A 12,239-nucleotide genomic window follows, 5' to 3' on the forward strand; every position below is an offset into this window, starting at 1 on the left:
CGACTATGTTTAAAAAAATCTTTAAATTTTGCGCAATAGCGGTGACAACTGTCTCACTCTCCTTTGCGCAATCACCTAGCACATTACAGCTTCCTGAGTATGCCGTAAAATCTTGGATTATTATGGATTACGATACCGGTGCCGTATTAGCAGAATATAATAGTACTATTCAATTTGAGCCTGCGAGCATCACAAAAGTGATGACTGACTATGTGATCGCTGATGCAATTGACAAGGGAATCATCAGCCATGATGACCAAGTACTCATCTCTTCAAAATCTCGCAATATGCCAGGATCGAGAATGTTTGTTGAAGAGGGAACACTCGTCTCTGTCGATAACCTTTTACAAGGTTTAATTGTTCAATCGGGCAATGATGCGGCTGTTGCGCTTGCAGAACATGTTGCGGTCTCTGAAGAGTCATTTGCCATGAAGATGAATGAGAAAGCGGCTGAACTAGGGATGAAAAAGAGCCACTTTAAAAATGCAAGTGGTCTCCCCGATCCGGAACATATCACAACCGCTTATGACCTTGCGATTCTCTCGCGCGCGCTGATCAACAATTTCCCTGAACACTACAAATATTACTCCCAAAAGAGCTTTACCTGGAATAATATCAAGCAAAATAATCGCAATACACTACTCTGGGAAGACCCCTCTGTTGATGGAATTAAAACGGGCCATACCAATAGTGCCGGTTACTCTCTTGCATCGAGCGCAGAACGCAATGGTTTTCGTGTAATTGTCATTGTTATGGGGGCGGATAGTGAAGCCTACCGTCAACGCGTTTCTCGTGAACTCATTAACTTTGCGTTTAATAACTTTGATCGCAAACAGCTCTATAGCGCTAATGAAGTGATTGCTGAGGCAAATGTCCTTCACGGTATTGAAAAGAGTGTTCCTGTTGGTGTCAGCGAGAGCATCACGGCGACCCTACCCCGCGTTCAATATGATAATCTTAAAGCACAGATCCATGTTAACCCCGGCTTAGAAGCACCCATTACAAAAGGGGAGCAAGTGGGGAATTTAGAGTTCTATATCGATAAGCATCTTCTCTACAGCTTTCCCGTTATTGCGCTCGATAATGTAGAAAAAACAGGCATTTTCCATCGTCTATGGAATAGCTTCTTAATAAAACTCAACAATAAAATCAATAAGTTCAAAGAAGCGCTCTAAATTTAGCCACTTTTTTGTAGTATTTTTGTAGTTTATTAGTTATCATACTTCCCCATAAACAAGGTGTGTTTATTTTTTGAATTAAATTTTTAGGAAACGAGAGACATGTCACAACAGATTATTGACGATCTAAAAGCACAAGGTATTACCGCAACAGAAGTTATATACAATCCAAGCTATGATGTTCTTTTCAAGGAAGAGACTGACCCAAGCCTTACAGGCTATGATAAAGGGACTGTCACAAACCTAGGTGCCGTCGGTGTAGATACTGGTATTTATACAGGTCGCTCGCCTAAAGATAAATATATTGTCCGTGATGAAACAACTAAAGATACCGTTTGGTGGGCAGATTCCGGTAAAGGAAAAAATGACAATAAACCTATTACTGAAGAGGTATGGGCACAATTAAAAGAGCTTGTTCTTGATCAGTTATCAGGCAAACGCCTCTTTGTCATCGATGGTTTCTGTGGTGCTAACGAAGAGACGCGTCTTGCAGTTCGCTTCGTAACGGAAGTTGCATGGCAAGCGCACTTTGTAAAAAATATGTTTATTCGCCCAAGCGAAGAAGAGCTTAAAAACTTTAAGCCTGATTTCACTGTTCTCAATGGCGCAAAAGTAACTAACAAGAACTACAAAGAGATGGGTCTTAACTCTGAAACCTTCGTTGCATTCAACTTGACTGAAAATATGCAGTTGATTGGGGGCACATGGTACGGTGGCGAGATGAAGAAAGGTCTCTTCTCTGTCATGAACTACCTTCTCCCATTAAAAGGCATCGCTTCAATGCACTGCTCTGCAAACGTAGGTAAAGATGGTGAGACAGCGATCTTCTTCGGTCTTTCAGGAACCGGTAAAACAACTCTCTCAACTGACCCCAATCGCCAATTAATTGGGGATGATGAGCATGGTTGGGATGATGATGGTGTTTTCAACTTTGAAGGGGGTTGCTATGCAAAAACAATCAACCTTTCAAAAGAGCATGAACCTGAGATCTACGGTGCTATCCGCCGTGATGCGCTTCTTGAAAACGTTGTTATTAAAGAAGATGGTTCTGTTGATTTTGATGATGCATCAAAAACTGAGAATACACGTGTCTCTTACCCGATCTACCATATCGAAAATATTGTAGAGCCTGTTTCAAAAGCAGGTCCTGCGAAGAAAGTAATCTTCTTAACAGCAGATGCTTTCGGTGTTATCCCACCAGTATCAAAATTAACGCCTGAGCAGATGCAATACTACTTCCTTTCAGGCTTTACCTCTAAACTTGCAGGTACTGAGCGTGGTATCACTGAGCCAACACCAACATTCTCAGCATGTTTCGGTGCGGCATTCCTTCTTCTTCACCCAACACAATACGCTGAAGTATTAGTAAAACGTATGGAAGAAGCAGGTGCATCAGCATACTTAGTAAATACAGGCTGGAATGGTACTGGTAAACGTATCTCTCTTAAAGATACACGTAATATCATCAACTCTATCTTAAGTGGTGATATCGATAAAGAAGAGACAGAAATTATTCCAATCTTCAATCTTGAAGTACCTAAAGCAGTTGCTAATGTTGACTCAACAATCTTAGATCCACGTAATACTTACGCAGATCCAGCTGAGTGGACAGAGAAAGCAGAAAAACTTGCTGAACTCTTTGAAAATAACTTTGACAAGTATACAGACACACCATTAGGTGCAGAACTTGCTAAAGTAGGTCCTAAGAAGTAATCAGCATATCAGTTATATAATATATAAGCATAAGCGCTATCCTTCATGGATAGAATCAAACTGAAAAGTAGAAGCCCGAAGATAAACTCTTCGGGCTTTCTGTTATTTATCCCCAATTTTCTCGACATCAAGGATGCCAAAGGGTGGGCATGCACAGGCTAAAAGAACGAAATAGTAAGCTCCCACCGCTCCACAGACTCTCTTAAGAATCATTTATCACAACAAAAGAACCTGAACGCTGCCGGATACAACCAGCGCGCTCTTCCATCAATCACGCGCCGGCAGAGGGCAATCTTCCAGTTTCATCGCCGGCAATAATTTTTGAAATAGAGAGATTTTCTCGGCATCAAGGATGCCAAAGGGTGGGCATGCACAGGCTAAAAGAACGAAATAGTGAGCTCCACCGCTCCACAGACTCTCTTAAGAATCATTTTTCACAACAAAAGAGCCTGAACGCTGTCGGATACAACCAGCACGATCTTCCATCAATCACGCGCCGGCAGAGGGCAATCTTCCGGTTTCATCACCGGCAATAATTTTTTGAAATAGAGAGATTTTCTCGGCATCAAGGATGCCAAATGGTGGGCATGCACAGGCTAAAAGGACGAAATAGTGAGCTCCCATCGTTCCACAGACTCTCTTAAGAATCATTTATCACAACAAAAGAACCTGAACGCTGCCGGATACAACCAGCGCGCTCTTCCAGTGCCCCTCTTACGTAAGTGAGAACTATTTTACCCGCTCTAGCTTAAGAATCTTGAAATGATTATTAGAGGCGATCTCTGTTGCTTTCACATATTGTGCGTAGCAGACCTCCTCTATGGCTAAAAATTTATTCAACACAAAATAGGCAATACCTCGGCGACGTAAGAGCCGCTTACTATTCTCAACGAACTTGACTGTTAACTCTTTAGAGGTACCAAATCCTTGATGAAAAGGGGGATTACAGATAATCCGATCAAAACTACGATCTTCTAACTCTGAACCACAATCATCGAGCGTTACGAGCGCCTCAATCCCCATGCTCTCAAGATTGTGCGCTGCAAGTTGAACTGCCGCAACATTACAATCAGTTACCACCAACTGCTCAATCTTGCTATTTTTACCAACAGATGCAGCAAGATAGCCATAACCACAACCGAGATCTAACACTTTCCCTTCTAACGCAAAAGGATCGTTATTGAGAGTCTCTGCTAAAAAACGGCTTCCCTCATCAATCTTTTTATAACCATAGATTCCGGGCTTACTGATAAAGGTGAGATCTTGTACTTCATCTCTAATCTCTAAAAATTGACGATATTCATCCCCTTTGAGATCGAGAGTTTTTCCACCCTCTTTGATAATTCGCGCATAACGAAGCCCTTTCCCTAAAAGTTCAAGCTCCGCTAATACCCCCATCTTTTCAGCATGCTTTATAACGCTCTTAATCCCTTCCTGATTATTACCCGTTAAAATGAGGCTTCCCCCAACTTTTAAGATGCGTGCCGCAGATTCTAAAAGATAGTGCGTTAAAACTTTCGCCTTATTGAGTCTAAAGAGAATAAAATCAAAATATTCATCGGGCGCACTCTCTAACTCAAAATCACTCAAGTTACCATCAAAACCAATCACTTCGAGCGCATGATCGATATCTTTACGATTGGTAATATAACGAATATTATCACGCGCACTAATACCAGAGAGCTCAAAACTCTCATCTGCAATCAATAATCCTTTCCCTTCACGAAGGAGCTCACTATCTCGAAAGAGCGCAATACTTGCTTCAGCCATCTTTTAAAATCCTTTAATCTCTGCTTCTGTCAAAGGGCGATATTCACCCTCGCTTAATCCATCTAATGTTAGATGACCTATTTGTGAACGATGTAATTTTTCAACATGATTACCAACTGCCGCTAACATCCGCTTGACCTGATGATAGCGCCCTTCAGTTAAGGTTAACTCTATCTCCCGTTCAGAGAGAAGCGCTACTTGTGCCGGCTTTGTGATCTCATCATCCCCCCGTAATGCAACGCCCGTTTCAAGCTGATCAATCATCTCAGATGTCATTGGACGCGCAAGCTCAATCTTATAAACCTTCTCAATATCCTCATCCGTGCGATGTGTTGGATGGGTCACACGATGAGACCATGCGCCATCATCGGTGATTAAGACCATTCCTGTCGTATCTGCATCTAAGCGACCGGCGATATGAAGCCGCTCAAGCGAATGCTCTCCCTCTAATAACTTAAAGAGTGAGATATGACCATCATGACGATGACTTGAGACATAGCCCGCAGGTTTGTAGAGCATAAAATAGCGAGGTTGACTGCTATAGAGAAGTGGCTCACCATCAATCTCTACTCGATCCGATTCCGTGACCTTAAAATTGCGCTCTCTGATCTCCTCACCATTCACACTAATCCAACCATTGCGAATGATCTTTCCTGCCTCTTTGCGAGAAACCTCCATCGCTAACTGGAGATATTGATCGAGACGATAGCTCTCTTGCGCTTTTTCTACCATCTCACTACTCCGTCGTCACCCGTAAAATCTCTTCTAAAGAGGTTCTGCCTGCTAAAACCATCTCAATACCCGCCGATCTTAGATCCTTAACCCCTTCACGTTCGACCTGCTTTGCAATTTCAGAAGCGGAAGCATCCTCTAAGAGCATCTGTGAAACCCGTTTTGAGATAGGCATCACCTCAAAGATCGCAAAACGACCGCGATATCCATCATGACATTCAGAACAACCGCTTGCACGATAGAACTTACTTGCCGCCTGCATCGGTGTAAACCCTAATGTCTCAAGATAGGCAGAATCGACAATATCCTCCTCTTTACAGTGACAGAGCTCACGCACTAGACGTTGAGCAATCACTAGATCTACTGTTGAAGCGATATTGTAGGACTCAATCCCCATATTTTTAAGGCGAACAAGACTCTCTACAGCACTCTTCGTATGGAGCGTGGAGAGGACAAGATGCCCTGTCTGTGCTGCTTTAATGGTAATATCAGCCGTCTCATAATCTCGAATCTCACCGACCATCAAGACATCGGGGTCTTGTCGTAAAAATGCACGCAAAGCTTCAGCAAATGTTAAGCCAATTTTAGGATGTACTTGAAGCTGATTGATCCCTTCTAGATTGATCTCTATCGGATCTTCTACCGTTGCAATATTGCGCGAAACATCATTGAGATAGTTGAGGCAAGCATAGAGCGTCACGGTCTTACCAGAACCGGTGGGACCAGTGACCAATATCAAGCCTTGCGAGCGTTCAATCGCCGATTGCACTACACTCTTTTGCGCTGAGGTTAAACCGATCTTATTAAGGGAATAATTGATCTCCGAATTATCAAGTAGACGAATCACCACCTTCTCTCCCCAGAGAGTCGGAATAACAGAGATTCTCGCATCGACCTCCTCCTCTTCTAAGCAAAGGGTTATATGACCATCTTGCGGAAGACGCTTCTCAGCGATATCAAGTTCAGCCATCACTTTCAGGCGGGAGGCTAAAGTCTCTCGATAGGCTTCCGGCACCACATAGACCTTATGCAGAACCCCATCGATTCGAAAACGAACACGATAACTCGACTCATAAGGTTCAAAATGAATATCAGAGGCTTTCTGTGTAATCGCATCGAGGAGCACAAAATTGAGATAATCAACAACGCCATCACTCTCTTCAATGGCTAGCTCTGCCGTCAGTTGTGACTCTGGAGAATTCTGATCCTCTGGCTCTATCGCTTGCGCCGTCTCTTGCTCTGTCTCTTGTTCTATCTCTTCTTCTGTCTCTTGCTGTATCTCAGCAAGAACCGACTCTAAAATCTCGGTTGAATCTTCTAGTGCCGGCATCGTCTCATCGGATATCGATCCATCGGCCACTTCTGCCATAGGCGCAATAGAGGAATGGGGAGTAGCTGACTCCTCTAATGCAGCAAGTGATACCATCTCCTCGAGTTCTGATGATTCATCCTCATCATCGGCTCGCGACTCAATCTCAGAGAGATCGAGTGCAGAATCACGTAACACCTCCGCACGCGGATCATCCTCTTCCGTTTGCGAAGGCTGATCGGGCATCAACGCCATCTCCGCTTCAACCGCGGTATCCACTTGTTCTAAGTTGATACGATTATCGACCACAAAAGATTGATCATCGCCTGCCTCACTCCCATCAAGAGAGTGAGATAAAACCTCCTCTACCGCTGTTTCTTCTACCTCATCCCCCTCTTGCGCTTCATTTTCTATCTCTAGAGCAGGAACTTCCGGCAAGAGTGCCTCTTGTGCCGGGAAAGTGAGGAGATCAATCATCGCCTTAATCTGATCACTATCTCCTAACCAATACTCAATTCTGCCAGGATAACGAAGTGCTAAAGTATCGAAAAACTTCTCATTGCCGGGATCTGCTGTAACGACAACCAAACGATCAGGAAGTAGAACCAGAGGAACCCCATATTGCGCTAAGAGCTCCTCTTTAGTTGCAAAGCCGACAAAGTCAAAATTCTCAATAGGTTGAAAATAGGCTAAATCTACAACAGGTAACGGTTCTTCTAACGCGCTATTTGCCGCTAATGCCGCCTCAAAAATTGCCTGACTCGTCAGTCCATGAGCTCTTAACTTCCCAACCACTGAACGTTCATTTTCATACATCTTTGCTGAAAGAAGGGGGATCGCCTCTTTAGCCATCCACTTCAACTCAATAAGCCCCTGAATCAACGGATTATGTTCCAATTTCACACGTAACCTCTGCATTAAATATTGAGCACTCTCTTGAGCAATCTGATTGAGCTGACACAATAATAGTTGTTCATATCACTTGTATTATCGCTTTTTGCCCCAAAATTATTGTTATTATAGCACTACTTCTTGAGTCTATAGAGCTCATAATGGTAGAGTTATAGAGCATTTTTAAATCCTCTCCCCATAGGCTTATCTACGTGATCTTGTATCAGACGGATCGCTCAAATGGATCACTCAAATGGATCTTTCAAAGCGCTGATCAATAAGTTGATCTGCAGATCTGAGCAATCTCACTTTAAGTCTTAAATAGGGAGACCATCTTAAAAGGAAAATAGAAGAACGAATGACTACAATCACCCTCGCCTTTGATGGCGATAATGAGCGCTTATCTAACCTCTGTGGCAATCTTGATGAACATCTTCGATTAATTGAGAAGCGCGTAATGGTAGATATCGGCAATCGTGGGGCGCAATTTCAGATCGCCGGCAATCAAGAAGATGTTAAGAGCGCAAAAGAGATCTTAGAAGAGCTCTATCGCCAAACAGATGAGAAGTGGTTAGAGCCCAATGATGTTCATCTTGTCATTCAAGAGTTTGGCCCTGAGTTTAAAGCGCTCAAACAGGATAAAAAAGATCGTGTCATTAAGACAAAGGCAGGGTTGATTAGAGGAAGAACGCCGGCACAGAAAGAGTATCTCTACAATATGGGCAAGCACGATATCAATTTTGGGATCGGCCCTGCTGGTACCGGGAAGACCTTTCTTGCCGTCGCCTCTGCGGTAGAAGCGCTGCAGAAAGATGAAGTTCGCCGTATTATCCTCGTCCGCCCTGCTGTTGAAGCGGGAGAGAAATTAGGATTCCTACCAGGTGATTTAACAGAGAAGATCGACCCTTATCTTCGTCCTCTCTACGATGCGCTCTATGAGATGCTCGGTTTTGAGACTGTCAATAAATTGATTGAACGTCATACTATTGAAATTGCCCCACTCGCCTTTATGCGTGGAAGAACACTCAATGATGCCTATATTCTTCTCGACGAAGCACAAAATACAACTATCGAGCAGATGAAGATGTTCCTCACACGAATCGGTTTTGGTTCAACGGCTGTCATCACCGGCGATGCCTCCCAGGTGGATCTTCCGCGCCATGTTAAATCGGGACTCAAACATGCGCTCGATATCTTAGAAAATGTGGAAGGAATCTCCATCAGCCACTTCTCCTCTGTGGATGTTGTGCGCCACCCAATGGTTGCGAAAATTATCGATGCTTATGAAAAGGCGGATAAAATAGAGCGGGAAAAAATAGCCCTTAAAGAAGCTATCAGAGCTGATAAACGAGCTGAGGAGCAGTAAGAGATGGATGAGAATTTAAAAGAAACGCACGAAATCGATCAACTCTCTCTCTATACAGAGCGCAATACCTCTATCGATACAGCAAGTGATGAAACATTACAAAGATGGATCAAGACCGCGTTAACACATGCAGGTTACCAGAAACCTGCAGAGGTCAATATTCGTTTTACCGATAATGAAGAGATTCAACAGCTTAACCGCGACTTTCGCCAGAAGGATCGCCCCACCAATGTTCTCTCCTTCCCTTTTGAGATACCCGATTTTCTAGAAGAGGAGATCTTTACCTTAGGAGATATCATTATTGCGATGCCGGTCATTGAATCAGAAGCACAAGAGCAAGAGAAGCAGATTGAGAATCATCTAGCTCATATGGTCGTTCATGGAACACTCCATCTCTTAGGATTTGATCATATCGAGGATGAGGAAGCGGAGGAGATGGAAGCCCTTGAGATCGCAATTTTAGCAAAGCTAGGAATCGATAATCCCTATCAAGAACGTTAAAAATGGGTATAATTGTGAAACCCCATAACCTTTTTCTCTGCTTTTATTTTCCGCTTTTATTTTCTGCTTAAAAAAGGGGGGCCGTGGGCAAGTCACCATCACTGATGAGCTCTTCACTATTTTATCGCTATTTTAGCGATATTTTATCAATATTCTCTATTATCGATATTTGCTAACTGAGTAGATGAGTAATTATGACAAATACAGTACAAAAAAATAATCGCACCGCAATCTTTATTGTTGCGTGGATTGGACTCTTTATCTTTAACTTCCTCTTTGCTCGTTTAACGACCATGGTGCCGGTCTCGCTGATCTCGATCTTTATGTTTTTTACTGCCGGCGCTCTCTATAAAGATAATCCTACTCTACGCCCCTTTGCCTTAATCGGCATTGTGATCGGCATCCTCTTTATTGCATTGACCTATTTTGGCACCATCTGGTTCCGTTATGAGGTTGTCAGCCTTCTCGATATTCGAGGACCTCAAGCATTTCAAATTGGTTTCTACCTACTCGCTTTCCTCAATGCCGCAGCCTTTACCACAATCGGCCTTGCGCTCTTTAAGGCGCTACGAACAATGCGCGGCATGATCATCACCTTTCTCATCACGGCGCTGATCTATTTTCTTATCAGCTACCTCTCAATGGATCTGATCAAGGTGATTATGGAGATGTCAGCACAGATCCCACAAGGTTAAGTCAATAGGAATTAACAGTAGAAAAGAGAAAAATATAGGTAAGCCCCGTCATTATTAACGGGGCTTTCTTGCATGAATCACCGCACGAATCGGTGCAGGATGCCCTTCTATCGTTCGAGAATCATCTTCCGGATCTAAAAAATCGGGTAAGGAGAGATAATCCATCCACTCGGTGGTTCGTTGCTCCTCGATCGTTGTCTTAGCAAGATCAACGCAACGGACATCGACAAAGCCGACACGCTCCAACCAGAGAATCAGTGCTTCAACAGAGGGAAGGAACCAGACATTTCGCATCTGCGCATAACGATCTTCCGGCACTAATACCTGCTCTTTATCCCCTTCGATCACTATCGTCTCAAGAAGCAACTCACCCCCGGGACGCAAAGTACCTTTGAGTTGATAGAGATGATCGATCGGCGAACGGCGATGATAGAGAACGCCCATAGAGAAGACGGTATCGAAGAGTTCAAGCTCCTCCGGCATCTCCTCTAATGTCATCGGTAATTGCCAAATCGGTGCTTCCGGCAGATATTTTCTTACCGCTAAAAATTGGTAGAGAAAGAGCCAATTAGGATCAATACCGATCACACTCTTTGCACCTGCACCTAACATGCGATAACCGTAATAACCATTCCCAGAACCGACGTCGAGAATATTTTTCCCGCTTAAATCGATATGTTGGCTTACTCGATCCCACTTAAAATCGGAGCGCCACTCGGTATCGATATAGGTATCACAGAGCTGAAAAGGCCCTTTTCGCCAAGGCTTGAGTCGCTTTAAAGCATCTTGCATCAACGCTTCATCGCACGCTCCTTTCAATATCACTCCCGACTGAAGATCCACCGAGAGATCCTCAATCTGCGGTAGATCCAATAGAGCATGCTCCCAACGGGGACTATCCCCATGTTTTTTACGTAATCGCTCTGCTAAAAAGTCGGGCAGTATCGCGCTAAACTGCTCCATCTTCTGCCCTTTAAAATGATTGAGCAGCTGATCGAGATAAATCATCTTATTCATATTCTCTTTTTGATCTCTCTAATCTATTTCTTATTTCTATTTTTCTGATTCTTTTGATTCTGACTCTGACTCTGATTCTAATTGTTAATTGTTTAATTCTAGTTCTAGCTCTAATTGCCTAATTGTAGCTACCAAATTGTAGTTGCTGACTACTATCTACCCTATCGGCCTTCTTATCGATCTAATCTATCGAGTATTCATTAACAACTATCTTCATTATCCGTTACTCACTATCGGTATCAGTCACCGATTGCCGGCATTTACCACCCTACTTAATCGCCAAAATGGAGGAGAAGTTCATACATTGAAACCAGAGATAGACCTCGCTAAATCCTGCTTCTAAAAGGCGAGCTCTATGCACTTCAAAAGTATCGATCTTCATCACATCTTCAAGCGATTCCCGCTTTTGAGCAATCTCCAACTCCGAATACCCCTGAGAACGCTTAAACTGAATATGGAGATTATTGAGCATCTGATGCTCCTTCGGGTCACTAAAGCTCAATTTTTCCGACAGAAAGAGTGCGCCACCCGGTAAGAGCGCATCAGAGATCTTCCGCAAGAGTGTAAGACGCTCTTCTCGCTTAATAAATTGCAACGTAAAATTCATCGCAAAGAGCGAAGCTCTCTCAAAGGGATAATTGGTAATATCGGCTTCAATCACCTCAATGGGGAGGAGAGATTCGATCATCATCTCCTGAGCTTTGAGATACTCTCGTGATTTCTCTACCATTGCCGGCGAATTATCGATCGCAACAATAGCGGTATTAGGTACCTTGATCGCACTTCGCAAAACCATCGATACCGCACCTAACGAGCTTCCAAGATCGTAAATCTTACTATTCTCTTGCGCAAAGAGGGGCGCTAAATTACCAATATTCTCCACAATCGTGGTGTATCCCGCCGCTGAACGCCGAATCATATCGGGGAAGACCTTCACCACCTCTTCATTAAAGGTAAAACGATTACAGGGCCGTTTTTGCGCATAGATAGAATCTGATTCTGACTGCTCAAAAAGGTACTGGATAGAACGATCATTCACAAACGAATCTCCTAAAACAACGATAGAT

Annotated in this window: 11 protein-coding genes; 5 read left to right on the plus strand and 6 right to left on the minus strand. The window is 43.4% G+C overall.

The features are described from left to right. Positions 1-5: 5 nt before the first annotated feature. Positions 6-1,175: a D-alanyl-D-alanine carboxypeptidase family protein gene (locus tag DC082_RS06955; RefSeq protein ID WP_158214373.1), complete on the plus strand. Its 1,170-nt coding sequence runs from the start codon at positions 6-8 to the stop codon at positions 1,173-1,175. Between the two features lie 105 nt (positions 1,176-1,280). After that, on the plus strand, positions 1,281-2,891 hold the full coding sequence (pckA, locus tag DC082_RS06960) for a phosphoenolpyruvate carboxykinase (ATP) (protein ID WP_109236354.1): 1,611 nt from the start codon (positions 1,281-1,283) through the stop codon (positions 2,889-2,891). A 489-nt stretch (positions 2,892-3,380) separates the two neighbouring features. Here the strand turns inward: pckA and DC082_RS11040 are convergent, their stop codons facing one another. From DC082_RS11040 to DC082_RS06975, 4 genes are all read right to left on the minus strand, one after another. Further along, on the minus strand, positions 3,381-3,515 hold the full coding sequence (locus DC082_RS11040) for a hypothetical protein (RefSeq protein ID WP_268245778.1): 135 nt from the start codon (positions 3,513-3,515) through the stop codon (positions 3,381-3,383). Positions 3,516-3,620: 105 nt separating this feature from the next. After that, on the minus strand, positions 3,621-4,661 hold the full coding sequence (locus DC082_RS06965) for a class I SAM-dependent methyltransferase (RefSeq protein WP_109236355.1): 1,041 nt from the start codon (positions 4,659-4,661) through the stop codon (positions 3,621-3,623). A 3-nt stretch (positions 4,662-4,664) separates the two neighbouring features. Further along, positions 4,665-5,393 carry a pseudouridine synthase gene (locus tag DC082_RS06970; protein ID WP_109236356.1) on the minus strand — a complete coding sequence of 243 codons (729 nt, stop codon included), beginning with the start codon at positions 5,391-5,393 and terminating at the stop codon, positions 4,665-4,667. 4 nt (positions 5,394-5,397) lie between these two features. Next, entirely contained in the window at positions 5,398-7,620 is a 2,223-nt protein-coding gene (locus tag DC082_RS06975) for an ATPase, T2SS/T4P/T4SS family (protein WP_109236357.1), read from the minus strand. Between the two features lie 331 nt (positions 7,621-7,951). Between DC082_RS06975 and DC082_RS06980 the strand changes: the two genes are divergently transcribed. The 3 genes from DC082_RS06980 to DC082_RS06990 all read left to right on the plus strand — a co-directional run bounded on the left by DC082_RS06980 (position 7,952) and on the right by DC082_RS06990 (position 10,155). After that, complete coding sequence (locus DC082_RS06980) at positions 7,952-8,959, plus strand: PhoH family protein (protein ID WP_109236358.1); 1,008 nt, start codon at positions 7,952-7,954, stop codon at positions 8,957-8,959. A 3-nt stretch (positions 8,960-8,962) separates the two neighbouring features. Further along, positions 8,963-9,460, plus strand: coding sequence for an rRNA maturation RNase YbeY (ybeY, locus tag DC082_RS06985; RefSeq protein WP_109236359.1), 498 nt, complete (start codon positions 8,963-8,965; stop codon positions 9,458-9,460). A gap of 194 nt (positions 9,461-9,654) precedes the next feature. Next, complete coding sequence (locus tag DC082_RS06990) at positions 9,655-10,155, plus strand: hypothetical protein (RefSeq protein ID WP_109236360.1); 501 nt, start codon at positions 9,655-9,657, stop codon at positions 10,153-10,155. 54 nt (positions 10,156-10,209) lie between these two features. Here the strand turns inward: DC082_RS06990 and cmoB are convergent, their stop codons facing one another. After that, the gene (gene cmoB, locus DC082_RS06995; RefSeq protein ID WP_229821662.1) at positions 10,210-11,163 is read right to left on the minus strand and encodes a tRNA 5-methoxyuridine(34)/uridine 5-oxyacetic acid(34) synthase CmoB; all 954 of its coding nucleotides are present in this window, start codon (positions 11,161-11,163) and stop codon (positions 10,210-10,212) included. 277 nt (positions 11,164-11,440) lie between these two features. Beyond that, entirely contained in the window at positions 11,441-12,211 is a 771-nt protein-coding gene (gene cmoA, locus DC082_RS07000; RefSeq protein ID WP_275665787.1) for a carboxy-S-adenosyl-L-methionine synthase CmoA, read from the minus strand. Between the last annotated feature and the right edge of the window lie 28 nt (positions 12,212-12,239).

The organism is Ignatzschineria indica, from assembly GCF_003121925.1.
GTDB classification, from domain to species: Bacteria; Pseudomonadota; Gammaproteobacteria; order Cardiobacteriales; family Wohlfahrtiimonadaceae; genus Ignatzschineria; species Ignatzschineria indica.

Coding starts and splice junctions, on each gene's coding strand:
- DC082_RS06955 (WP_158214373.1), top strand. CDS start 6: ATGTTTAAAAAAATCTTTAAATTTTGCGCAATAGCGGTGACAACTGTC.
- pckA (WP_109236354.1), top strand. CDS start 1,281: ATGTCACAACAGATTATTGACGATCTAAAAGCACAAGGTATTACCGCA.
- DC082_RS11040 (WP_268245778.1), bottom strand. CDS start 3,515: ATGGGAGCTCACTATTTCGTCCTTTTAGCCTGTGCATGCCCACCATTT.
- DC082_RS06965 (WP_109236355.1), bottom strand. CDS start 4,661: ATGGCTGAAGCAAGTATTGCGCTCTTTCGAGATAGTGAGCTCCTTCGT.
- DC082_RS06970 (WP_109236356.1), bottom strand. CDS start 5,393: ATGGTAGAAAAAGCGCAAGAGAGCTATCGTCTCGATCAATATCTCCAG.
- DC082_RS06975 (WP_109236357.1), bottom strand. CDS start 7,620: ATGCAGAGGTTACGTGTGAAATTGGAACATAATCCGTTGATTCAGGGG.
- DC082_RS06980 (WP_109236358.1), top strand. CDS start 7,952: ATGACTACAATCACCCTCGCCTTTGATGGCGATAATGAGCGCTTATCT.
- ybeY (WP_109236359.1), top strand. CDS start 8,963: ATGGATGAGAATTTAAAAGAAACGCACGAAATCGATCAACTCTCTCTC.
- DC082_RS06990 (WP_109236360.1), top strand. CDS start 9,655: ATGACAAATACAGTACAAAAAAATAATCGCACCGCAATCTTTATTGTT.
- cmoB (WP_229821662.1), bottom strand. CDS start 11,163: ATGATTTATCTCGATCAGCTGCTCAATCATTTTAAAGGGCAGAAGATG.